The 24,738-nt window shown below is 64.6% G+C and carries 17 protein-coding genes; 3 read left to right on the top strand and 14 right to left on the bottom strand.

All coding sequences use genetic code 11. The annotated features are described in order from the left end of the window. Nucleotides 1–95 precede the first annotated feature (95 nt). The 3 genes from PMO31116_RS00350 to PMO31116_RS00340 all read right to left on the bottom strand — a co-directional run bounded on the left by PMO31116_RS00350 (nucleotide 96) and on the right by PMO31116_RS00340 (nucleotide 5,680). A complete protein-coding gene (locus PMO31116_RS00350; RefSeq protein WP_150564955.1) occupies nucleotides 96–1,115 on the bottom strand; it encodes a hypothetical protein in 1,020 nt (339 codons plus the stop codon). 451 nt (nucleotides 1,116–1,566) lie between these two features. Further along, on the bottom strand, nucleotides 1,567–4,584 hold the full coding sequence (locus PMO31116_RS00345) for a putative bifunctional diguanylate cyclase/phosphodiesterase (RefSeq protein ID WP_150564954.1): 3,018 nt from the start codon (nucleotides 4,582–4,584) through the stop codon (nucleotides 1,567–1,569). Between the two features lie 220 nt (nucleotides 4,585–4,804). Then, the gene (locus PMO31116_RS00340; RefSeq protein ID WP_150564953.1) at nucleotides 4,805–5,680 is read right to left on the bottom strand and encodes a hypothetical protein; all 876 of its coding nucleotides are present in this window, start codon (nucleotides 5,678–5,680) and stop codon (nucleotides 4,805–4,807) included. Between the two features lie 368 nt (nucleotides 5,681–6,048). Here PMO31116_RS00340 and PMO31116_RS00335 point away from each other — a divergent pair, with 368 nt between their 5' ends. Both PMO31116_RS00335 and PMO31116_RS00330 read left to right on the top strand, forming a co-directional pair. Continuing rightward, entirely contained in the window at nucleotides 6,049–6,534 is a 486-nt protein-coding gene (locus PMO31116_RS00335; RefSeq protein ID WP_174970664.1) for a MarR family winged helix-turn-helix transcriptional regulator, read from the top strand. A 195-nt stretch (nucleotides 6,535–6,729) separates the two neighbouring features. Beyond that, nucleotides 6,730–8,214: an MDR family MFS transporter gene (locus PMO31116_RS00330; RefSeq protein ID WP_150565465.1), complete on the top strand. Its 1,485-nt coding sequence runs from the start codon at nucleotides 6,730–6,732 to the stop codon at nucleotides 8,212–8,214. A 109-nt stretch (nucleotides 8,215–8,323) separates the two neighbouring features. Here PMO31116_RS00330 and PMO31116_RS00325 read toward each other — a convergent pair whose 3' ends face one another. Continuing rightward, nucleotides 8,324–8,713 (bottom strand): hypothetical protein, encoded by a 390-nt coding sequence (locus PMO31116_RS00325; protein ID WP_150565464.1) that lies wholly within the window; start codon nucleotides 8,711–8,713, stop codon nucleotides 8,324–8,326. Between the two features lie 298 nt (nucleotides 8,714–9,011). On the opposite strand from PMO31116_RS00325, the gene PMO31116_RS00320 reads away from it, so the two are divergent. Next, nucleotides 9,012–11,702: an autotransporter family protein gene (locus tag PMO31116_RS00320; RefSeq protein WP_246185081.1), complete on the top strand. Its 2,691-nt coding sequence runs from the start codon at nucleotides 9,012–9,014 to the stop codon at nucleotides 11,700–11,702. A 17-nt stretch (nucleotides 11,703–11,719) separates the two neighbouring features. On the opposite strand, the gene PMO31116_RS00315 is transcribed toward PMO31116_RS00320, so the two are convergent. The 10 genes from PMO31116_RS00315 to PMO31116_RS00270 form a co-directional block, all read right to left on the bottom strand. Further along, nucleotides 11,720–12,961 carry a GGDEF domain-containing protein gene (locus PMO31116_RS00315; RefSeq protein WP_150564951.1) on the bottom strand — a complete coding sequence of 414 codons (1,242 nt, stop codon included), beginning with the start codon at nucleotides 12,959–12,961 and terminating at the stop codon, nucleotides 11,720–11,722. A 396-nt stretch (nucleotides 12,962–13,357) separates the two neighbouring features. Next, nucleotides 13,358–14,200 (bottom strand): IclR family transcriptional regulator, encoded by an 843-nt coding sequence (locus PMO31116_RS00310; protein ID WP_246185080.1) that lies wholly within the window; start codon nucleotides 14,198–14,200, stop codon nucleotides 13,358–13,360. 161 nt (nucleotides 14,201–14,361) lie between these two features. Next, nucleotides 14,362–16,104, bottom strand: coding sequence for an AMP-binding protein (locus PMO31116_RS00305; protein WP_425494748.1), 1,743 nt, complete (start codon nucleotides 16,102–16,104; stop codon nucleotides 14,362–14,364). Between the two features lie 17 nt (nucleotides 16,105–16,121). Next, nucleotides 16,122–17,873 carry an ABC transporter permease subunit gene (locus tag PMO31116_RS00300; RefSeq protein WP_150564950.1) on the bottom strand — a complete coding sequence of 584 codons (1,752 nt, stop codon included), beginning with the start codon at nucleotides 17,871–17,873 and terminating at the stop codon, nucleotides 16,122–16,124. Nucleotides 17,874–17,964: 91 nt separating this feature from the next. Further along, nucleotides 17,965–19,041, bottom strand: coding sequence for an ABC transporter ATP-binding protein (locus PMO31116_RS00295; RefSeq protein WP_150564949.1), 1,077 nt, complete (start codon nucleotides 19,039–19,041; stop codon nucleotides 17,965–17,967). Between the two features lie 34 nt (nucleotides 19,042–19,075). After that, the gene (locus PMO31116_RS00290; RefSeq protein ID WP_150564948.1) at nucleotides 19,076–20,158 is read right to left on the bottom strand and encodes an ABC transporter substrate-binding protein; all 1,083 of its coding nucleotides are present in this window, start codon (nucleotides 20,156–20,158) and stop codon (nucleotides 19,076–19,078) included. Nucleotides 20,159–20,275: 117 nt separating this feature from the next. After that, the gene (locus PMO31116_RS00285; protein WP_150564947.1) at nucleotides 20,276–21,076 is read right to left on the bottom strand and encodes an enoyl-CoA hydratase/isomerase family protein; all 801 of its coding nucleotides are present in this window, start codon (nucleotides 21,074–21,076) and stop codon (nucleotides 20,276–20,278) included. A 407-nt stretch (nucleotides 21,077–21,483) separates the two neighbouring features. Then, the gene (locus tag PMO31116_RS00280; RefSeq protein ID WP_150564946.1) at nucleotides 21,484–21,909 is read right to left on the bottom strand and encodes a F0F1 ATP synthase subunit epsilon; all 426 of its coding nucleotides are present in this window, start codon (nucleotides 21,907–21,909) and stop codon (nucleotides 21,484–21,486) included. A gap of 128 nt (nucleotides 21,910–22,037) precedes the next feature. Beyond that, nucleotides 22,038–23,090 (bottom strand): Ldh family oxidoreductase, encoded by a 1,053-nt coding sequence (locus PMO31116_RS00275; RefSeq protein ID WP_150564945.1) that lies wholly within the window; start codon nucleotides 23,088–23,090, stop codon nucleotides 22,038–22,040. A gap of 26 nt (nucleotides 23,091–23,116) precedes the next feature. Then, the gene (locus tag PMO31116_RS00270; protein ID WP_023596140.1) at nucleotides 23,117–24,607 is read right to left on the bottom strand and encodes a DASS family sodium-coupled anion symporter; all 1,491 of its coding nucleotides are present in this window, start codon (nucleotides 24,605–24,607) and stop codon (nucleotides 23,117–23,119) included. Nucleotides 24,608–24,738: the final 131 nt, after the last annotated feature.

Here is a 24,738-nt window from a genome sequence, read left to right as displayed (position 1 = left end):
GGGGCGGCAAGATGGCCGAGCACGCCGTGCGCGCGACAGCGCCTTGCCCTCGCACCCACGCGACGCGCCGCTGCGACACGGCGCGCGGCACTTCGTTACGCGTGACCGTGCGTACCGGTGGAGCGAAGGGGCGATGCGGCGTCGGCGTCCGCCGGTGCCGTCGGAACCGGTACCGTCTCATCCGGCACGACAAGGCTCAGGTTGCGACGACGCAGCGAACGCCAGTCGACCTTCGCAAAAATGTCGTCGCCCAGGGCACTGGTGTTCGAGAGATTTTCGACGCGCACGCCGCGCGCGCGCAGAACTTCGGACGCGTGACGGAAGGAAGGCTCAATAAGATCGGCGAACTCGGCGTCCAGTTTCGTCGGTGCGCGGCTTTGCATCGTCTCGTAGAAGCGCGGCGTCTGCGCAGCCTGCCGCAGATCAACGCCGTGGAGATAGATTTCGGTAAAGCCGAGCCACGTCGCCACCTGAAGCGCGAAATACGCCACGGTGCCGCCATGAAAGAAACCGTTGTCGATGTCAAAACTGAATCCGAGACGACCGTCGTCACCCAGAAACGCCGAACTCGCGGCGACCCGCGCATTCGCGCGCAGTGCCCGTGGGGTGCTTGCCGCCTCCATGCCGCGCTTGAAGATATCGTCCACGAGATAGAAACGGCACCCGAACGCCGACGACGGAAACACTTCGAGCAAGCGAGCCAATACCACCGGCGTGACGAACAGCACGAGATCACGCGCCACGATGCGCCGCGCAAGATCGGGGCGCTGGCGCACGAAGCCCGCATCGAGGATGCAGTAGTAGTCGAATTTGACCGCGGCACGCTCGGTAAGCGCGATGGCGCCATTTACGCCCATGACATGATGCATCGGCAAAGCGTCGTAATCGATTTCGGCGATGGACGGACCACTGGCGATGATATGGCAGGGAAAACGTCGCAGACGCTGCAGTTCGGCGCGCCGCGCGAGCGGCACATTGCGCCCTCGCCACGTAAAGCGCTCGATGGCTCCCATGGCGTCGCGCTCGATTCGCCCGTGCGGCCACAGCCGCTCGTTATGACGCCACTGCGCCGAATGGCTGTAGCGGTAAACGAGTTTCAGAAGAGTCGAGATCATTGTCATTGTTCTTGGTTAGGTCATCCGTTTGCGCCGACGCCATCGCATGGATGCCGCCGGCCCTAACCCCGTTACATATCGCGTGTCTGTCTTGGTGGAACCCCGACGAGCCTTGTCGAATTTCACGTTTCCCCCCGCATGCGGAAACGACTCGTCGGTTCATGGAGCCTTGCCCCCATCACGTCGATGGTCGAATTCTGCCACCTGAGCGTCGCCCCGGACAAGATTTATTCCAATTGGTAATCTTACTTCGGGTTACCTCCCAACGCCGTCCGCGCCGAATTCGCCTGTCGACGAAACCCAGTGCCCATGCGGGTTTGCGTCGGATGGCACGGCATGCCTGCACTGAAAACGGGCGCTCGGAGCCGAAATACAGCATTGTGGAAAATACAGACAATTCGACGCACGGATCGCCGATCGAGGCGCCGAACGGAGGGATCCGCGGGGTCGTTCAATGCAGGGTCGTGCTGCTGCCAGGTCGCGGATAGAACGCGTCACCCAGTTCAACGAGCAATGTGGCGAGCTCCGGATCGCGAACGAAACTCGCCGCCGAATCGGCCGCCAGAATGGCCTCGGGCGTCTGTGGGCGGGCGATCAGAAAGCCCTGCACATAATCCACGCCAAGTTCCGAGAGGGCCTCGAGCGTCGCGGCGTCTTCCACCCATTCCGCCACGCTTCGGATCCCCAGATTCTTGGCCAGCGCCACGATCGCCTCGACGATGGCGAGGTTGGCCGGATGCGCCGCCATGCTCTTGACGAAGGCGCCGTCGATCTTGATGGCGTCGACCGCGAGATCCTTGAGGTAGGAAAACGAACTGAAGCCCGCACCGAAGTCGTCGAGCGCAATGCGCCCGCCCAGTTGATGGATGCGGTCGACGAAGCGACGCGTATTGTCCAGATCGTGCAATGCCACCGTTTCAGTAATTTCGATGCACAACAGGGCAACCGCGCGCTCGTGCGCGGCCAGCGTCGCGAAAATGTCACGCACGAAATGCTCGTCGTTGAGCGACGCGCCGGACAGGTTCACGCACACGAACCGCGTCTTTCCCAGCTTCTCGCGATGCGTATCGATCCACGTCAGCGTGTTCGTGAGCACCCATTTGTCGATCATGCCAATGGTGCCGTTCTCCTCTGCCGCACTGATGACGCGCGAGGCCGGGACGATGTTGCCGTCGGAGTCGCGCATGCGCAGCAACACTTCGAAGTTCAGGGAGTCGCCCGGCGATGCCATCTCCATGATCGGCTGCATCTCGAGAAACAGCGTGTTGGGTGTAAGACCGGCGTCGAGCGCGTCGATCAGACGCAACTCGGCCAGCCGCTCCCGGAACGCCGCGGCGCCACGCTCGTACACGACCAGCTCGCGGCGCCCCTTCTTGGCTTCGCGACAGGCCCGGTCCGCGGACGAAATCGCGTCAGGCACACGCATGTCGGACGTGAGTTCGATCACGCCCGCCGACGCGCGCACCTGGAACGCGCGCTCACCGATCTGATAAGGCTCTCCCGCGATGGCATCGACCAGGCGCCGGGTCACGGCCGCGGCTTCCTTGATCGTCGCATCGCGAAACACCACGATGAACTCGTCTCCGCCGGTGCGGCCCACGCTCTGATCCAGCGACAACCGTGACCGCATGCGATCACAGGCCTGTCGCAGCACCTCGTCGCCCGCCGCATGCCCGAAGAGATCGTTCACCAGCTTGAAGCGGTCGAGATCCAGATAGGCCAGCGCCGCCGGCCGCGCATCGGACAACGTCCGGATCGCATCCGCAAGCGCCTTCTCGATCCCGCGCCGGTTCGATACGCCAGTGAGCGGGTCGTTCTCGGCCAGATACCGCAACTGCTCCATCGTCCGGGAGCGTTCGGTGATGTCCTGCAACGAACCTTCGATCCGCCCGGCGGAGAAGATGGCCTTGACGAGGTACCGGCTCACCCGCCCGTCGTCGCGCGGCAGCGACAGGATCTCCAGCTCGGACTCGTCGCTGTTCTGCGCCACGTCGAGCAGCATGCGCCATGTGTTCTGGCCGAAGTACTGATCCCAGCGATACGCACGCCCCTCGGTGTTGGGAATGCCGAGCATGGTGTGCAACGCGGCATTGCCGCGTACGAATACGCCCTGATCGTTGAGCGTGAACAGGCCAACGGGCGTCACGTCGTAGGCGTTGCGCAGCTCGGTCTGCGCCTCAAGCCGGCCCTTGTGTTCCAGTCGCATCTGCTCCGCGATGGCGAGTGCCGCCATCAAGCTGGAGAACAGCGCCGCCGTCACGCTGTTGAGCGCAGACGACAGCGCCCGCGCGTTGAATGCGGCGGCGATCACTTCGGAGAAAGTGGCAAACAGCACGATGGCCAGCGACGCGCTGTACCAGACCGCCACGCGAGAGCGCGTGAGCACCAGAATGCGCACGAGTAACGCCAGTACAATCGCAATGCCGAGCGCGGCCACAGTCCAGAGCACGGGAATGAAGTGTGCGTAAGGCAGCGCAATGGCCGCGCAGCATAGCACCACACCGGCCCATTGCAGCACCATCACCATCCAGCGCAGCCCGATCACGCGCAGCTCGCGCTTGAACAGCTGCGTGAACAGCGAATACGTCAGGACGTAGTAGATCGCGAAGGTCGCCTTGCGCACGAGGACGTCCCATTCCGTCGGGATCGCACGTTCGAGCCACTGCGTGTCGGCACCGAGCGAGTTGGCGGCCAACCGCAGGTTGCCGATCAGCCAGGCGGCAAAGAGCACGTACAGCCATTCCTTGTTGATGATGGCCGTGACGAGCACAAATGCCGAAAGTGTCAGCAGGCCGCCTTCGAGCAGCCCGTTGCTGCGATGGAACTCCCGCTCGGACACGCGCAGTTGCGACGCCGGCCAGGCAACCAGCGTGAGATGCGCCGGACCGGAGAACGTGCCCTCGCACAGCAGCGACACCGGACCGGTGAGATGGCCGAGATCGATCGCAAACCCGGCCTTGGACATGCGGATGGCCCCGCTCACTTCGCTTCGGTCGGCGCGGCCGATCGGCGCGGCCGCCGGATCGCGCCAGCACGCCAGCGTCTGCGCGTGGCGCGACGGGAATTCGATGACAGTGTGTTCCGTGTCGCCTACGGGCGGCACGCTCACGCGGAACCAGACCGGAGCCTCGGATAAATGCGTGCTGAATTGTTGGACCGCGCCCGCGCGCTCGAGCGAGCCGAGCACGATCGGCGGACCGAGCGTGGCCGGCACGTCGCCCAGCGCCTGAAAGCTCAATGGCGTTGCGCCGCGCACGGCATATTGACTCTCCTGGAACACCAATACGATCCCCGAGAGCAGCATGATCGCTGCGGGGACGGCGTAAAGGGAAATGCTGCGAAAGAGTTCGTCGAGCCGCGCGGTGATACGCCAACGGCGTCGCTTACCGGTGAGCTCAGCCAACTCGTCGGCGAAATCGTTCGCATTGCGGCCGTGATCGTCACGCTCGTTGCCGAGTTCCCCCGCCATATGACTCTTATGCCCTTATCTCGTTGGTCACCCCCGCATTCTGTGCCGTGCAAGGCCTTACCTTTCGGCAAGCTTGCCGGCCGGGCCCGCCCTGTCCCGTGCCGCCGGGTATCCCCGGCAGGCACGGGCAGGTGTCTCTTGCCCGTACTGCTCGTTCCCGCCGTCGCCGCAGAAGTTGCCGAATGCATGCGACGGGATAACGTTTTGTCGTATAACGGCATTACACCGTCAGGCTGTAGCCTGCTGCTACGCATCGTACCTCGTCGGCACTAAAAGATAAATCCCGCAAATGCGCGCCAACACTGGCTTCAACCGGCGATACCCCGTCGCCACGAACGATGCCCGGCAGTCCCAGGCGCAAGTCGGGGTGGTGCGTGAGGCACATGTAGGCGAACAGCGGATGCTCCGCCGCCTGCCACCGTGCACGCGCCTGCCCCACGTCGAGCGCCAGAACCCGGTGCCCGATGTCGCCCACGTGCGCCATTGGAATCAGGCCCTGCGAGGGGAAAACGTCGACGAACATCAGCGCTTCGTACTGCCGATGCAACGGCGGACGCGCCGTGATCACCATCCAGTCGATCCCTGAAAGCAGGCAGTACTGATAGAAGGCCTTGAAAAGCGCCGTCTTCACCACCCGCCCGACCGGGCCCGCCACCACCCCCAGACGGGTCGCCTCGGCCAGCGCGGCCGAGCCGAGCCAGGCCGGCAGCGGTGCCGAGTCTTCCAGATGCAGCGGGGCAAAACGGTTCGTCTGGATGCGCATGGTGCCCAGCACCGCGCCGTCGAGCCGTGCCCGCGCCACGAGCACGATGGCCCCCGGCTCCCGGTCGCTCTCCTCCGGTTCGCCAAGCGTGGCGGCAAGCGCCGGCAAGTGCCGGCCGTACGCCGCCTGGCGCATGGCCACGGCCTCACGCAGCGACGCTTCGTCGCTCGCAATGGTGATGGTGAACGGCAGACGCTCCTCGCGCATCGTGTCGAGCGACGCCGCGGCAACGGGTGTGTGCGCCGGTGCGCGCGCGGCGGTCGGCGAAGCGGCTGGGCGCACGCCGGCGTCGGTGATCGACAGGACATCCGAGGCTTGTGAAAGATCAAACATGAGTGACACTCCTTAATAAGGTCAATAGAGGGCTGGTGCCATGTCCCGGCGCGCTGCCGGTGCATCGCACAATGCCTTTCTTGATCCGCCGAGGCGAAGTGTCAAGTGCTTATTTTTGCTCGTTTTTTCACATTTTCCCGGACGGACCCGCCGGGGCTGGGCGACCGCCGTGTCACTGCGCCGGCCAACCACCCCGGAAAGCGCGTCGCACCAGGCGAAACCGCCCGAGCGTCCCGGCCCGTGCCCGTTTGGTGTCACCTATTTGCGACAGTTGCCGTCCGAAGAAAGACTCTGGCAAAATCATAAACGTGTTTATCAATTAACCGTGCCGACCAGCCCGAATGTCCCGGTCGGCATTCCGTTACCCCATGCCGAAAATCGATTGGTCTTCCCGCTTCGGCACGCTGGTGCACGACGTGGCGCGTGTGTATTCGCGCCTGTTCGACCGGCGCGCACGAGGCAATTTCGATCTCACGCGGGCGCAGTCCCGCGTGCTCGTCATGCTGCACCGCTATGGGGTTCAGACCCAGGCCGAGCTGGCCGAACGCATGGAGTTGACGCCGATGGCGCTCGTCAGACTGCTGGACCGACTCAGGGAAAAGGGACTCGTGCGCCGTGAGCGCGATCCAAACGACAAACGGGCCCACCGGCTCTACCTGACCGAAGCGTCGGAGGCGAAGATCGACACGATCGTGGCCTTTGCCAACGTGACCGAGCGAGAAGCGCTGGCCGACCTTACCCCGGACGAGCGCGCCGAGCTGTCACGCTTGCTGGGCAAGGTACTGGCCAACCTGACGCGTGCCGAGGCGCAATGCCCGACGCCGGCACGGCGTCCGGGGCCCGAGCCGGAATAAAGACGCCAATAAAAACGCAAAGCCCGACGTGAAAGCGCGCGGCGCGCCCAGGCGCGCCGGGGGCAGGAGACCGGGTGCGAACGCGATGTCCGTCGCCCTGCGCAAGAAAGACAAGCAGTACGACCCACCAGAGGAATTACCGTGGCATCCCCCGAAAAGGCTGACGATCCGGGCAAGCACCGGGCGCTCGTCAGCATGTCCGTCATGCTTGCGACGATCCTGCAGACGCTCGACAGCACCATCGCCAACGTGGCGCTGCCTCACATGCAGGGCAGCCTGGCCGCCTCGCAAGACTCCATTACCTGGGTGCTGACCTCGTACATCGTGGCAGCCGCCATTGCCACGCCGCTCACCGGAACGCTGTGCGCCCGTTTTGGACGCCGCCGCGTATTCCTCTGGTCGGTCGCCGGCTTCACGATCGCGTCGGCCCTTTGCGGCATGGCGCACTCGCTCACGGAAATCGTGGCCGCTCGACTACTGCAGGGCATCTGCGGCGCGGCACTCGTTCCGCTTTCCCAGGCGACCATGCTCGACATCAATCCGCCACACAAGCACGGGTCGGCCATGGCGGTGTTCGGCATGGGCGTGATGGTCGGCCCGATCCTGGGTCCGTCGCTCGGGGGCTGGCTCACCGACAGCTACAACTGGCGCTGGGTGTTCTACATCAACCTGCCGATCGGTTTGATTGCATTCCTCGGTATCGCCGCCTACCTGAAGGAACCCCCAGAGCAGAAGGCGGGGAAGTTCGACGTGCTGGGCTTCGTCACCCTGAGCCTGGCGATCGGCCTGCTGCAATTGCTGCTCGATCGCGGAGAACAGCAGGACTGGCTGAACTCCACCGAGATTTGGCTGGAGATGCTCGGCGCGATTGTCTGCTTTGCCTACTTCGTCGTCCATACGTGGACGGCCGGCGAACATTCGTTCTTCAACCGCGCCTTGCTGCGTGACCGCAACTTCAACACCGGTGTCGTCTACATCTTCGTCGTCGGGATCATCCTGTATGCCACGCGCGCCCTGCTCCCGCCGATGCTGCAAAGCCTGTTCGGCTATCCCGCGATCCTGACCGGGCTGGTGACGGCGCCTTCCGGCGCGGGCACAATGGCGGCCATGCTCATCGTCGGGCGGCTGGTGGGCAGGGTCGACGTACGCTACCTGCTGGGATTCGGCTTCGCGCTGACCGCGTACTCGCTATATATGATGGCGGGCTATTCGCTCACGCTCAGTCCGTCGGACATCGTGTGGCCCGGCGTGATTCAGGGTTTCGGCCTGGGCTTCGTCTTCGTGCCGCTCACGACCGTCACCTTTGCGACGCTACCCGGCCAGCTGCGAGCCGATGGCGCAGCGATCTACAGCCTGTCGCGCAATATCGGCAGCAGTATCGGCATTTCCGTCGTGCAAACACTGCTCACGCAGAACACCCAGGTCAATCACGCCGTGCTGTCCGAGCGAGTCACACCGTTCACGCAAGGACTGGAGAGCTACCTGCAGACTTACGGCAACGCGGCAATGGCGGCGATCAATGCCGAAGTGACCCGTCAGGCGGCGATGATCGCGTACCTCGACGATTTCCGACTGATGATGGTGCTCACGATCGTGGTCATGCCACTGCTACTGTTCATTCGCATGAAGAAGAAGGCGCCGGGCGAAGCCGAGGAGATGGTGCATATCGCGGCAGATTGAACGGATCGCGGCGAGGAGTGGTGGATGGCGGAGCACATTGGCGCATCGCTGCGTCGGCGTGCCGCCATCGCCGGGTGCTGGCCCGACCTGGGCGCGCGACCGCCTGCGTTCACGGCAACGGCCGCGAACGCCTCGCCGCCTTGCGTGGCTTGCGTGGCCAGGGTTCGATGCCGATGCGCGGGTCGCCCGCCAGCACGAGCGCCACGACATGCTCGGCCACGGCCTCGAAATCCGGGTCGGTCTGCGACACGTAGAGCCATTTCCCCAATACGGGGTGCGGACGCAAGGTCGGCATCTCCTCGCGCAACGACGCATGATGCTCATGCGACGTGCAAACCAGCAGGCCATCCCACGGCGCATCGCGGTCGATGACCCCAAGGCACTGCAACCCGTTCACATACGCGGCGTCCGACCCGAACATCCGCTTTCGCAAATAAGTTTCGTTGCGCTCGAGCGGATCGAAAACCCAGAGAAGTGAATTGCGAATGGTGGACGGCATGGCGAAAAACGTCAGCGGCTGCGCAGGGAAAGCGTTCACTTTACACGACCGTGAGGCCGCTTTTCCGACGGCGTCGGGCACTTCGTTTCGAACGCCCCTGGAAACGGCCCGAGTCCGGCCGATCCCGCTGACATCCTGAACGCAACGCATCTATCTCGAAACGCGAGCGAGCCGTAACAATTTATTACATTCGGCGATGAAACAACGTCGATATTTGTCCAGGAGTCATTCAATCCCCTATTTGAACGCAATTCGGATGAATCAAATGAATTAAAACCGTCATCCTCAGGAGCGCAAGATGACAAGACCGATGCGCGCAGCGGCATCCGCGAATGCCGCCCCCCTTCCGTTGCTGCTCAAGCCGCTGATCCTGGCCGCGTCGCTGTGCGTGGCCGCCCCGGCCAGAGCCGTTTGCGACAACGTCGCCCCGGCGAGCAATACCACGGTCACCTGCACCGGCACGGATACGACGGTCACCGCGCAAGCCGGCAGCACAGGCGTGACGGTCAGCGTGGCGCCGGGCGCGACGGTTTCGTCAGTGCGTAGCGCGGCCGACGTGGCAACGATCACGGTCGATTCGTCGAGCACCATCAGCAATTCGGGCACGGTCGGCATGAGCGGCACCAATACCGCGGGACGCGGCGCCGCCATGCTCGGCGCGCATGACGGCAATACGCTCATCAACACGCCGACGGGCGTCGTCACCACGACCGGCTACGAAAACGACGGTATGGCCATCAACGGCAACCGCGGCACGCTGACCAACAACGGCACCATCACCGTCAATGGCCCGAACGCCTTCGGCATGACCGCCGCGTGGGGTCAGTCGTCGGGTCTCGGCCTGAACAATACGTTCATCAACACCGGCACCATCACCGCCAACGGCGGCGGCGGCCGGGCCATCAGCGTCGTGGGCGGCCAAAGCACCGTCGCCAACAGCGGCACCCTGATCACGACCGGCGGCACCGCCTCGAATCGCTCGTTCACGGTTTTCATGCAGGGGAACAACAACCGGCTCACCAACAGCGGCTATATCGAAGCCCGCGGCGTGAACAGCGACGCCGTCGTGTCGAACACCGCGTCGGGTTTCACGTCGTCGATCGTCAATCAGGCCGGTGGCCAGATCATCAGCCGCCAGGGCTACGGGGTGCGAACCGTCAACGGCACGATCACGATCACGAACGCCGGGCTGATCGAAAGCGATGTCGGCACCGCGATCGCAATGAACCCCGCGGCGCGCTCGAATACGCTCATCCTGCAGACCGGCTCGCAGATCGTGGGCACGGCCGATGGGGGATCGAGCGCCGCGAGCCGACTGATCCTGCAAGGCACGGGCACCGCGAGCAACGCGTTCGTCAACTTCGGCAACCTGCTCGCACAAGGCGACAACTGGACGTGGACGGGTAGCGGAGCCTTCAACAACGTGCAGTTTCAAAGCGGCGTGTTCAACCTCGCGAGCACGCTGGGCGGCGCCACGACCACCGTCGCGGCGGGCGCTACGCTGACCGGCACCGGCACGCTCACTGGCAACGTCACCAATGCCGGGACGATTCACCCCGGCGACGGCAGCGGCAATGGCTCGCTCACGATCGTTGGCAATTACACCGGCAACGGCGGGACCCTCGCCATCGATTCGGTGTTGGGCAACGACACCTCGCGCGTCGCGCCGCTGACCGTGAACGGCGGCACAATCGCCGGCAATACCACGCTCGCCGTCAACAACATGGGCGGTCTCGGCGCCCTCACGACGGGCAATGGCATTCCGATGGTCCAGGCGGTCGGCGGCGCCACATCGACGACGGATGCGTTCACGCTTGGCACGCCAGTGAGCGTGGGCGCCTATACCTACTATCTCTACAAGGGCGGCACCACGCCAGGCAGTACGAACAGCTGGTTCCTGCGCTCGACGGTGCCGGTCGCCACCGCGCTCACGTACGTCGACCCTGTCACCGGACAAGTCGTCAGTACCGTGCTCACCCCGGTCGGTGCGGCAGGCAGTCCGCCCGCGGCCGCCCCAGGGTCGACCTCCCTGCCCATCTATCGTGTGGAAGTGCCGGTGTATTCGGTGATGCCGGAGATCGCGCGCGCGGCAGGTTTCGCGCAAATGGGCACGTTTCACGAGCGGCAAGGCCAGCAGGGGCTGCTCACGGAGCACGGCTGGCTGAGCGCTGGATGGGCGCGTGTATGGGGTCAGACGGAACAACTGCGCAGCAAGGGGGACGTCTCGCCGCAGTTCGACGGCAACCTCGGCGGCGTGCAAATCGGACACGACCTCTTCGCCCGCCAGTCCGACAGCGGGCACAGCGACCACATTGGGGTTCTGGGGGGCTGGACGCGCGCCTCGGGGGATACCCAAGGGCTGGCGCTGGGCGCGATGGATACACACACGGGTTCGCTCGGCCTGGACATGTACAGCGCTGGCGCCTATTGGACTCACGTGATGCCGGGCGGCGCCTACACCGATGCGGTCGTCCTCGCCTCGAGTCTGCAATACGAGTCGAAGCCGATCAGCGGCGCCGCGCGCAGCACACACGGCAAAGCGCTTGCGGCATCGCTCGAGACCGGCTTGCCGATCCCGCTGACATCCACGCTTTCCCTGGAACCGCAGGCGCAGGTGGTGTGGCAGCACCAGTCGCTCGACGACCTGACGGATAACATCTCGACAGTATCATTCGACAGCACCAACAGCTGGCTCGTGCGCATCGGCGCCCGGCTCGAAGGCAACTACGATGGCGCGCGCGGCCTGTTGCGCCCCTATCTGTTGTTCAATCTGCTGCATACCTTCGGCAGCGATGGGCGAGCCGTCTTCGGCGGCACCACTCCCATTGTCACCAGTGCGAACAGCACCGCCGCACAGTTCGGCGTGGGGGTGGCCGGGCGCTTCAACCGCCACGCAAGCGTATATGCCACCGTCGCCTATCTCACCCAGCTCGACGACACGCGTCAGCAGAGTGTGTCGGCAACGTTGGGATTGCGCTGGCGCTGGTAAGGCAACGCAGCCTTGGGTCACCCGCCCGCCGCGGCCCGCAACGGTGGCGCATCGACTCGCGCTTCCACCGATGGCATGGCGGTCTCGGGCGTGTAGCGCACACAGCGGTTGCGACCGGCGGCCTTGGCCTGGTACAACGCCCGGTCCGCACGCTGCACGAGCGACGAGAGTTCGCCGCGCGAACGTTCTTCGCAGGCGATTCCGATACTGACGGTCGCCGCCACCGGCTCGCCTTGCACCGTGCGAGCCGCACGCTCGAACGCTTCGCGCACACGCTCGGCGATTGCCTGAGCCTCGGCTGCTCCAACGCCCGGCAGGAACAACGCGAATTCCTCGCCGCCGTAACGGCCGAAAATATCGTCGGAGCGCAGCTGCTGTGCGGCCGTACGGGCAAACAACAGCAGCACGGTATCGCCGAACGGATGGCCGTAGGTATCGTTGATTCGCTTGAAGTGATCCAAATCGAGCAGCAACAGCGCGACCGGCGCGCGCGCCGCGCCGTGCCGACGAATCTGCTCGCGCGCGAGGCGTGTGAATTCCGGGCGGTTGAAGGCCTGTGTCAAGCCGTCGCGCGTGGCGGCGCGATGCAAGGCGATTTCGGAGCGCTCCTTGCCGAGCGAGACCATGAGAAAGCTCGCCACCACGATCAGGACCAGCATTTCGGTCGTCGAGACCTGCGGGCCGAACCAGGCGAGGAAGACCGGATCCGACGGACCGAGCCACACCAGCGCCACGGCGCGTGCCGAATAGAATCCGCCGTGCAGGACGGCGACGACCGCCAGCACCACACTGCTCGGCAGGCGCACGCCCGATGCCTGCCAGAACTCTCTGGCCGCCATCAGGCTGTAGCACGCCAGCAGCGCGTAGAACAGTACCCCGCCGCTCCAGGCATCGAGCGGACGCGCGAAGAGCCAGGTCCCCCAAAGCAGCACGGCCGGGCCACCGAACACGGCCACCCACTGCACGCTGCGCGCATAGAAGCGTCGTGCGCCGCTCCACACCATGGCGAACGCGAGCGTCGCCACGGCATTGCCCAGCGGATACAGGATGGCGAGCCGCGAACTTCGCGCGGCAAGCAGATAGAGCACGGGCGAGAAGGTCGCGAGCAGGAATGCCAGGCTCCACCATCGCGGCGATTCGGCCTCATCGCGACGCAACGCGTCGAGCATGAACAGAATGCCGGTGGCGATACTCAGCAGGAAGGTCACGAACTGCAGCGTCGGCAGATCCAACGCCGGTAACGACACACCAAGAGCCATGACTCCGTCCCCCGTACGCGTCGTCGATCGACAAGCCGGACAGCCCTCGGCACGATGCGCAATTTGAAGTACGGGGAATAAGAACCAGTCTGAAAAATCAGCGGCTGCTTGTGCGGGATGGAATGGCCGGCAGCGACTCGCGCACCATGTGCGGCGCACCGTTTGGCCGCCCCGGTCCGGCCATCGGTTTCTCTCGGAATCCGGCACCTGGTGCCTCAGCGCGCGTCCTTCCAGTACCCCCAGTTCAGAGGTGACTTAACGCGCGTCGTCCGAATTCCCGGAATCTGTCCTGCTCCATGCCCATGCGGCGGGATTCTAGCACGTCGATTTGAGAGGGCAACCGGTCGACCAAATGATCGGGCGGCCGTATGAATGACGCCCGGGGCCGCCGACGCCTTACATCTCCTGGCGGCGCCGCGCGGACAACGCACCCGCCGTCTGGATGACGAGATCGGCAAAGCGGCGCTCGTCACGCTCGGCGTTCCAGCGCACGCGCGGCACGGCAATGTTGATCGCCCCGATCGCGCGGCCATCCTGATTCACGACAGCGGCCGCCGTCGAGATATCGCCCATGAAGAACTCGTCTTCCGTGTGCGCGTACCCCTGCTTGCGAATTCTGGCCAAACGCTCCTTGATCTTGCGCGGTTGCGCGACAGTCGCCGGCGTGAACTGCACGAGGTTCGTGCGCGACAGAATGTCGTCGATCTCGGCATCGTCCAGTGTGGCAAGCATCGCCAGCCCGGGCGCCGTGCAGTAGGCCGGCAGGCGCGATCCGACGATGACGTTGGCATTGAACACACTGCGACTCACGATGCGCAGCACGAATACGATGTCGGTATCGAGGCGCACCGTGAGGTTCGTCGCCTCTTCCGTCTCGGCCGCCAGTTGCTGGAGATAAGGTGCCGCACGGCTCACCAACTCATTGGACACGAGGTAGTGGTACGTGAAGTCGAGCAACTTCGGCGAGAGTTCGTACTTTTTGCTCTGCGGATCCTTGAGCAGATAACCCAGCGCCGAGAGCGTGAACGTGAAACGCTGCGCCGCGCTGATGTCGAAGCCCGTAGCCGCCGCAATCTCGGACAGCGAGAGGTGCCGCTTCGAGCCGTCGAACGCCGTGAGCACCTTCATCGCCTTTTCCACCGACTGGACGTAAAGCGTGGATTCGGTGGACGCGGCAGCCGCCGTCTCGGCGGCAGCGGCCGCTTTGACGCGGGTGCGGGGGGTCTTAGTGGTGGCCACGGTTGATATCGGATTGAGGCGATTGAGGCAAATAGAGACGAATTATCTCATAAAAATAACCATCTATTTTTATACGATAATCCTGAAATCCTTGCTGTCATCGTTACCGACGCCTCGGCTGTCGCGCCCCCTCCCCCCCGGCTTGCACCCGCTTGGCGATTCTACTTGGTCGACGACAACTCCCAAGCGCCTGCCGTCTCGCGCGACAGCAGGTGCTTTCGAATCCGCTCCGACGGCGTGGTCTCGAACCGCAACGCCTCGCGATAGTAGCGCGGCCGCTGGTAACTCGCGAGTTTGTCCGCCGCCCACGCCGATAACTCGTGCCAATCGACGGCCTCGCCCGCACGGAACTGGACGTACAGCATGACGTCCTGCTCGCCGATCTCGCTGTCGACCCCAACGGCAGCGCACGCCGCCACCGCCGGATGCCGCGCGAAAACGCGCTCGATCTCCCACGCCGAGACATTCTCCCCCCGCACCCGCATGCTGTCCGTGCGACGGCCGATGAAGACCAGATTGCCGTCGGCATTGCGCCGAGCGCTGTCGCCCGTGTACAGCTTGCCGCCCCGCAAGGCCTTCGCCGTTGCCTCCGGATTGTCGAGATAACCCGGCAGGAATACCCCTTCCACATCGCTCGACAATACGATTTCACCCGGCTCGCCGTCGGCGACGGGTTGTCCCGCATCATCGAGCAGCTCGACGGTGAGCCACGGCAATGCCCGCCCGATGGAGCCCGGCATGTCGGTGTCGTTCAGCGTGGCAAAGCTCGAGCACTCGGTCATGCCGTAGCACTCGCGCAGGGCGCACTGCAGGCGCTCGCGCGTCGCGTGCCACGAGCTTGCCGACACGCCCGCCCCCCACGCCACGCGCAGCGAATTCCGTACCGGCTGCGACTCGCGCGGCAATTGCATCAGGATGTCGAGAATGCCGCCAAGATAGTGCAGATGCGTGGCCTGCGCCTGCTCGCATTGCTGCCAGAACCGGCTCGCCGAGAAGCGCTCCACGATGTGCATCTCGAGGTCCGCGAGGAACGGTAGCAAGAGCATCTGCGCCCCACCGATATGGCATAGCGGCTCCCACAGGAACAGGCGATCGCCATCGTGGGCATCGGCCACGCGCAACGCGGCTTCGCTCGCGATGCGCATCATCCTGTGCGTGAACAACACGCCCTTGGGCGCCCCCGTCGTGCCGGAGGTGTAAATGATGCAAAGCACCGATGCCGGCGTGAGCGCCGCCGCGACCGGCTGCGCACCGTGGTATTCGCCTGCTTGCGTCGTCACGTCGGTCAGCCAGTGACGCACCACCCGCGTGCCGTGATGGTCGGCCTGCTGGGCCGCCAGCGCAATTCCGGCGTTGAGAACGTCGCCGAACGCCGGTTCGGCAATCAGCATCCGGGGCCTGGCGTGGCCGAGCAGGTATTCGATCCCGTCGCCCTTCAGGCGCGTATTGACGGGCACCCACACCAGACCGGAGAGCATGAGCGCGTAGATCAATGCGACCTGCGCCGCACTATTGCCAAGCATGACGGCCACGCGATCGCCGGGCACGAGGCCCTGCGCCGCCAGCCACGCCTGCATGGCGCCCACGCGCGCGGCCATCTGCGCCTGGTCGATGGCCTCACCCTCGAACACGACGACCGGCCTGGCGCCGACGCCGCGCAGGCCCGACATGAGCAGCGGTGCGACGTCGAGCCGATCGCCCTCGGCCCGCTGCGGAAAGTAGCGCGTGAAAGGGTGTGAAGCGCCTTTGGAATCGGGTTGAGTAGCGGCTTGAGCAGCAGGTTGAGAAGCGGCGTGAGACGCTGGGTTTGACGCCTGACCTGGGGCGCAATCGGCCCCCTGACGCGAATCGGACATCGACTGCGCGCCGGCGGGCGCGACTCGGGCAACGTTGGACTTGGACATTCGGTAATCCGCGGATATCAATAGCTCTTGCGTTTGAAGATGGAGGACAGCCATACGATGAACACCATCAGGAAGACCAGCGATGTCGCTACGGCCGCCAGCGTCGGCGTGACCGCGAGCTGGATGTCGTCCCACATCTGCTTGGGCAGCGTGGTGTTGATGCCGCCGGAAACGAAGATGGCGATGGTCAGATCGTCGAATGACACGATGAAGGCGAACAGGAACGCCGACCCGAGGCTCGCGGCAAGCAATGGGAGGAGCACGGTGCGAACCCGGGTGAAGGCTGACGCGCCGAGCATCTTGGCGGCATCGTCCAGACGCCAGTCGAAGCGCTTGAAGCTCGCGCTGAGCGTGACCACCACGTAGGGAATGGCCAGCACGGTGTGCCCGATGACAAGCCCTGCATTGGTGCCCGCCAGCTCCCAGCGGGCGAACAGATACAGCAGACCGACGGCCACCACGATGCGCGGCACGATCAGCGGGGCAATGAACACGGCGAACAGCGGCTTGCGCCATCGCGACGGCAGACGCACCAGCGCAAGGCTGGCGCCGAAGCCGAGCACCAGCGCCAGGGCCGCGGTCGCGAAACCCACGCCGAGCGAGCGCAGCAACGCCGCCTGCCACACGCTCGACTCGAGGAATGCGACGAACCACTTCATCGTGAACAACTCGGGCGGAAATGCCACGAACGACTGCTTCGTGAACGCCAGCGGCACGACGAACGCGATCGGCAAGACGAGCGCGAGCACCACGGCCCACGTGTACGCCTTGAGCCCGAAGCCGCCATCGGCGCGTTCACGACCACGCGAGAACGAGAACCGGCCGGCGAGACGCCCGATCGCAATGAGTGCGGGCAGCATGCGCCCCCCTGCCCCGGCGCGTCGCTCGGGCGCTTCGCCGGCGAGCGACGACAGCCCGACCACGCGGTCGTACACGTAGAACACGACGATGGAGCACAGCAGCAGCACGGTCGAGAGCGCACCGGCGAAGCGCAGGTCGAACAGCTCCAGCACCGAGGAGATGACGAGCTGCGCCACCATGGATTCGCGAGGCGAGCCGAGCAGCGCGGGCACGATGAAGAAGCCCAGACTGGAGATGAACACGAGCAACCCGGCCGCTGCCGCTCCGGCACCCGACAGCGGCAGGAACACGGTGAAAAACCCGGTCGCACGATCGGCGCCGAGCGTCTGCGCGGCCTGCACGAGCTGCATGTTGATACCGCGCATGATGGGCAGCATCGTCATGACCGCGAGCGGTAGCATCGCGTGCACCATGCCGATCAGCACGCCGGTGAGGGACGGTGCGAGCGTTCCCGCGCTGTCGATCAGCCCCAGATGGGTTGCCACGACGGTGAGCAATCCGGTCTTGGACAACAGCAACATCCAGGCGTAGGTCTTGACGAGATAACTCGTCCAGAACGGCAGCACGATCCACAGCAACCAGCGCTCGCGCGAACGCGCCGGGAGCCGCGCGAGCAGGTAGGCCACCGGATAGCCGAGCAGCACCGAAAGTGCAGCCGTCAGAAAAGCAATCCAGAATGTCGAGGCCAGCACTTTGACGTAGACGACCGAGTGCGTCATGCGCGCAAACTGCGCGACCGAGAGCACGCCGTCGGCATCGTAGAGCCCGCCTTGCAGGATCTCGACGACCGGCACGATGAAGAACACGGCAAGAAACAGCAACGCGGGCACCGCCGGCAACCACCGGGCCAGGTGCTGCGGCCAGGCAATACGGGGCCCCGCCTGAGGCAGGCGTTGAACAAGCCACATGACAAATACTCCTGAAGCGGATGACTGGGCGTCGATGACATCGATGCGCCGTGAAGGGGCGTGATGCACGCCGTGATGCCGGCGGACCGACTCAGCGCGTGAGCAACGTCGCGCGCCCGTGATCCCACGCCAGCCCGACCCGCTCGCCGACGCGCGGCGTGAGCTCCCGCGGACAACGCACGGTGAATTCCGCGACCCCGTCGGCCTGCATGCCCGCGTGCCCCAGCGACACGATGGCGCGCGTATCCGAGCCGAGGAATACGACTTCGCGAATCGTGCCGGCCAGCGCGCCCGCCTCGGGCGAGGTCAGTCTCGCGGCCTCGGGACGCACCAGCAAACTGGCGTTGCCCGCAGCCGGCAGATCTGGACTCGGACCGACGGGCACCAGCCGGGTGCCCACACGCAGCGCCACCCGACCGTCGTCCAGTCGCTCGACCACGCCGTCGAGCAGATTGGAATGACCGAGAAAGTCCGCGGCAAAACGTGTCGCCGGCCGGTCGTACAACTGTGCCGGCGTGCCGATCTGTTCGATGCGCGCCTGATTCATGAGGCAAATGCGGTCGGACAGCGTGAGCGCTTCGTCCTGATCGTGCGTGACATAAATGAACGTCGCCCCCAACTCCTGATGCAACCGCCGGATTTCCAGTTGCATGTGCTCGCGCAGCTTCTTGTCGAGCGCGCCGAGTGGTTCGTCGAGCAGGATGATCGACGGGCGGAAGGCGAAGCAGCGCGCCAGCGCGATGCGCTGCTGCTGGCCGCCCGAAAGCTCCGAGGGCAACCGCTGCGCGAAGGCCTGCATCTTCACCATCGCGAGCGACGCATCGACAGCCGTTGCGAGTTCGGCGCGCGGCAGCTTGCGCATGCGAAGCCCATAGGCCACGTTGTCCCACACAGTCATGTGGGGAAACAGCGCGTAGCTCTGGAAGACCATCCCGATGCCACGTTTGCCGGGCGCGTCGTGCGTGGCGTCGCGCCCGTCGATCAGCAGTTGGCCGGCGCTAGGTTCGACCAGCCCCGAGATCATCTGCAACAGTGTGGTCTTGCCCGAGCCGGACGGCCCGAGCAACGTAAGGAACTCTCCCGCCGCGACCCGCAGGTCGGTCGGCAGGAGCGCGGGGGTCTCGCGATAGGTCTTGGCAAGCCCGATGGTTTCCAGTTTGGTACTCATGTCTCGACGCATCCTGCTCTGTGGCTCCGACGATTTACGACAACAACCACGCGTTGAAGCGCTCGGTGGCCTTCGTGCGGTTCTCGGCCCACCACTGCGGGCTCGGCAAACGCATGCCCTTGAGGTTGGCCGGCGCGGTGGGCAACAGCGGCGCGCGATCTTTCGGAATGCCGTCGAACGCCTTGAGGTTGGTCGGACCGTACGCGAGGTCCTGCGTGATGAGCGCCTGACGCGCCGGGTCGCCGCAAAAGCGCACGAACTGCTTGGCGAATTCGGCACGCGGAGTGCCCTTCGGAATGCCCCATCCCTCGATGGAATACAGGCCCTGGTTCCACACGATCTTCACCGGGGCCTTGTTGTCGATGGCCGCCTGTGCACGACCATTCCACGTCGACATCATGTCCACGTCGCCGCTCTGGATGGCCTGCATGGCCTGCGCGCCGGACGTCCACCAGAGATTGATGTGCGGCTTGATCCTGTCGAGCGACTTGAACGCGCGGTCGAGATCGAGGGGGTACAGCTTGTCGATGGGCACCCCGTCGGCCATGAGCGCCTGTTCGAGCGTGTCGAGCGGACTGCGACGCAGCGAGCGGCGGCCTGGGAAGCGCTTCACGTCCCAGAAGTCGGCCCAGGTCTGGGGCGCTTCCTTGGGGAACTTGTCGGTACGATAGGCCAGCACGGTCGAATACACGTCGACACCGAGCCAGTCGGGGGTGACGGCCTCGGGCATGATGCCGGGGAAGTCGGCGGCCTTCATGCCAACCGGCTCCAGAAAGCCCTTCGACTCGAGATATGGAATGTCGGCAGAAAGCGTGAGCGTCGTCACATCCCACACGAAGTTCTTCGTCTGCACCATGGCCGCAAACTGCGCCACCGGCTGCGAATCACGCGCCACGCTCACCACCTTGATGCCGGTGGCCTTCTCGAACGGGTCGTAGAACGCACGGCGGTAGGCCGTGGTGTACGGCCCCCCCGGGTCGGAGACGATCAACTGACGCGCCTGCGCAAAGGCGCTGCGCGAGGCGGCCAGCGGCAAGGCGGTGGCCAGCGCGGTGACACCGGCAACCTGCATCAGGCGGCGGCGGGACGGATTTTGCGGGTCGTGCGAGTGGGACATGGGGAAACTCCGCTAGCGTGTGGACAGACGCGGCGCGCTTGTCCTGTTCTGGTGACCGCCCGGCCTCACGTGTCGTGAGACGAGGCGGTGGACATCGTCGGACGGTGCCTCCCGCGCTCAGGCCTTGACCGCCTCGGCCCTGGCCGCGCGCTTGGCAAAGAAGGCCGCCATCATGCGCGCCGGTTCGCCCGACTCGTACGATTCGCGCTGGATGCGCATGCCGGCTTCGATGGCGTCCTGGAACGTGGCTTCGGTCATTTCGCGGAAGCGCTGCTTGTCCAGACGCATCGCCACCGGCGGCTTTTCCGCCAGCTCCGACGCGATCTCCATGGCTTTCTCGAATACTTTGTCCTCCGGTACGAGGTGATGGATGAGTCCGAGGCGATGACACTCCTCGGCATCCATCAGCCGCCCGGTGAGCGTGAGCTCGATCGTGCGCGACAGACCCAGCATGTGATTCATGATCCACGGGCCGGTGGTGCTGGCGATCCCCGCGTTGATCTCGGGTTGTCCCATGCGCACGCCCGGGTGGCCCACGCGAATGTCGCCGAGCAGCGAGACCTGGAACGCCGACCCCGCGGCGGTGCCGTTCAGCGCCATGACCAGCGGCTTCTTCAGGCTGCGGATCACGTCGTAGTAATGCTCCCAGCCCTTGATCCATTCGATCGCGGTGTCGCCATCGAAATGCTTGGCTTCGGCCAGATCCTGACCCGCCGAGAACGCGCGTCCGGCACCGGTCATGATCACCGCCGCCACGTTGTCGTCGGCGTTGAATCGCTCCAGCGCGGCGATGATCAGCTCACGCATGGCGATGGTCCAGGCATTGAGCGCCTGCGGACGATTCAACGTGATCACGGCCACCTTGCCGACCTGCGTGAACAACACTTCCTGCTCGGTTTGCTTACCTGTCTCGCTCATTTCAACTCCAAGGGCCCGCACGCATGACCTCATGCGCGCATTGAGAAGGCGACGATGCGACCGCCGCACCTCGGGAGGTACGACGCGATGCACCTTCGACGATTTGGCACTAAACAGTTATCTCACTGCAATAACTGTTATTTGACTGAAATATAGTTATTTCAAAAAAATGGTGCAAGTCGAATCGCTTCAGGGTTTACCTCATGGGGTTGCACCTTGAACGGCGCAGGCCGCACGGGGTCAGCCAATGTGCTTCGGGTGTCCCGCGTTCGATGGACGAAAAAAAAGCAGCCCGTCAGGGCTGCCTCTTTGTCTTGCTGCGTGGCCGCGCCGTCATTCGACGGCTGGCGGGAGTGCGCCGGTCACGCAAGGGGGCGAAGGGGCCGTCGCGAAACGCGGCCGACGACTCAGCGCACGTCCTTCTGCTTGCGCATTCGACGTATTGCCTGCAACTGGGCGACCGCTTCAGCCAACTCCGCCTGCGCCTTGGCATAGTCGATATCGCCGGACTGCTGCTCGAGCCTTGCCTGTGCCTCCTCGCGGGCGCGTTCGGCACGGGCGTGATCGAGACTGTCGGCTCGCATGGCCGTGTCGGCCAGCACGGTCACCCGATCCGGCTGGATTTCGACGAAGCCGCCCGCGATATAGAGATAGGTCTCGCTGCCGTCGGCGGCTTCTATGCGCACCGTTCCCGGCCGCACGCCGGTCAGCAGCGGCGTGTGCCCGGGCAGCACGCCAAGCTCACCCTGTGCGCCGGGCACCTCCACGAAACGTGCTTCGCCCGAAAAAATCGAGCGCTCGGTACTGACTACATCCACCATGAGCAATGCCATGTATTTCTCTTCTCCCTGCGATGACGCAAGTCTGTCGGTGATTTCGCCTGCATCGCAAAACGCGTCGGCGCATCGTGCGCACGACGGATCCGGCCAACGGAGTACGGCAGGCGCCGCAGCCCCGCAAGTTATAACGTGCGTGGCGGTACCACGCTCAGGTCGGCGGCCATTTTCATCAGCGACTCCCAGATCGGGGGCGTCAGATCGACATGATCGTGATGCCTGCTGCGATTCTCGGCTTCGTACTCGCCCGGATACTGCACCCGGTCGAAGCCCGGTTGCGGCGGGCACGATGTCAGATAGTCAATGAACGCCTCGACCTCGTGGGAACGCCAGGTCGCCGCAAAGTCGACCTGCGGGTTGAGCACGATGGCGAACATGTTGTTCGTCGCCACACCCGCACGCGGATGTTCCGGCTGGATCGTGCCGCCCCCGGAGAGCACGCCCGCGAGCAATTCCGCCACGATCCCCAGCGCATAGCCCTTGTGCCCGCCGAACGGCAGCAGTGCGCCGAAGGGCTCCGCGAACAGCGCGTTCGGATCGGTCGACGGGTTTCCGTGGCCGTCGATGAGCGCCCCCGACGGGGCCTGCCTGCCTTCGGCGGCCAGCACTCTCGCCTTGTTGATCGCAATCGCGCTGGTCGCCATGTCCACCACCAGGGGCGGACGGTTGTTCGGCAACGGGCCCGCAAAGCACAGCGGATTGGTGGTGAGCCGAGGCTCGGAACCACCGTACGGTGCCACCATCGGCTGACGGTTCGTGACGTTCGTGAACGCCATGAACACCAGCCCCTGGTGCGCGCACATCTCTCCGTACTGGCCCATGCGCCCCAGGTGATGGCTGTTGCGCAACGTGAGAATCGCCACGCCCTTGTCGAACGCTCGAGCAATGGCGCGTTCCAGTACGACCTTCCCCACGTGCTGCCCGAAGCCACGATTGCCCTCGTACAGCAGCAGATTGCCATGATCGGTCATCACGCTCGGGCGTCCCGTCGGATTGACCTGACCGTCCTCGAGTACCTTCCGGTAGGTCGGCAGGATCGAGAGTCCATGGCTCGCGTAGCCCACACGGTCGGACTCCACCAGGTGCTGCGCGACGTCGAACGCAATGTCCTCGGGCACACCCTGCGCGAGCAGCAATCGTTGGCCGAACTCGACGGCATCATTCAGAGGGATCCGCATATTGACTCCTTGCACCGCGGCGCCGGTCACAGCCAGCCCAGCCAGCGCCAGTAAGTTGCAGCGAAGGCCAGCAGCAACACATAGCCGACCAGTGTAATCACGATCCCCACGCGCGCGAACTGCTTCGCCGTAAAGGTATCGGTCCCGAGGCACACCATGTTCTGTGGCGCATTGATCGGCAGGATGAAACCGAAGCTCACGGTGAAACCCAGCAGCATCGTCATGCCCAGCCGGTTGAAGTCGCCAGGCAACGTTTGCAGCACCGAGATCAGGATCGGCAGCATCGCGGATGTCAACGCCGTGGCGCTGGCGAAGCCAAGGTGAATCAGGATGAGGAAACCGGCGAGAATCGCGAAGACCCACAGCGTGGAGAGCGAATCCAGTCCGGTGGCAGCGACCACATGGTTGCCCAGCCACTGCCCTGCCTGCGTGGTCAGCAGCGCGGTGCCGAGGCTGATCCCCACGCCGAACACGATCACCGTGCCCCAGGGAATGCGCGTTTGTACCTCTTTCCAGGTCATCACGCCGAATCGCGGCAGCATCAGCACCACGAGGCCGACATACGTCACCGAGGTGGTGTCGAAACGGTGCAGCTTGCCTTCGGTCGCCCAGAACAACAGCAGGCCGATCGACACCGCGAGCAGGCGCTTCTGGGCGCTCGTCATCGGCCCCATTTCACGCAACTGCGCTTCCACGGCCTCCTTGCCGCCAGCGATGGCGTCGGCTTCCGGGGGCATGAGCTTGAGCACAAGTACGACGAGCACGATCGACATGATGATCGCCCACGGCGCGCCGGCGACCAGCCATTCGGCCCACGTGATGCGATCGCCGAGCATCTTGTCCATGAACCCGACGGTCAGCAGGTTTTGTGCCGCCGCGGTCTGAATCCCCACGTTCCAGATACTCGTGGCCTGCGCGACGATGATCATGATGCCGGCGGCGATGTTCGAACGCTTGTCCACGCCGAAGGCGGCAATCACGCCCATCATGATTGGCACCACACACGCACTACGGGCGGTCGCGCTGGGCACCACGAGCGAGAGGAGGATCGTCACGGCGATGGCCCCGACCATGACGCGACGGGTGCTCGTGCCGATTCTTGACAGCGTAACGAGTGCGATGCGGCGATCGAGCCCGGTGAGTGTCATGGCCGCCGCGATGAACAAGGCGCCGGCCACGAGCGCGAGCGCGGAGTTCGAAAAGCCTGCGAGCGCCATGCTGATCGCGCGGGAAGTCCCATATTCGACACCGGGATCCTGGATTGTGGGCGCCGTGCCCACGAGAAACGCCATCAGCGAAGTGATGATGATGGCGCTGGCTTCGTACGACACGGCTTCGGTAATCCACACCACCACGGCAAACGCGAGAATCGCGAGCATGCGATGCCCCGCGACCGGAAGGTCGTCGGGCATGGGAATGAGGAGCACCGCAATCATCACGATCACACCGGCAATCAATCCGATGGGAATCGCTTTCTTCTGGGGAGGGGTTTGCACAGTCACGTCAGGCGTGCTCATAGGGGGCTCCGGAACGGAATGGCATGCCGGCAGCTGGCATGTCTTGAGGGAAGGCCACGCTTGAACTGCGGGTTAATCCTAACCGCATTGATCTTGGCGAGGCAAGCGCGAGAGAAAGTACGGGAGCGCGA

Source organism: Pandoraea morbifera (assembly GCF_902459575.1).
In the GTDB taxonomy this organism is placed as follows: Bacteria; Pseudomonadota; Gammaproteobacteria; order Burkholderiales; family Burkholderiaceae; genus Pandoraea; species Pandoraea morbifera.
This window is presented reverse-complemented; position numbering and strand designations above follow the sequence as displayed.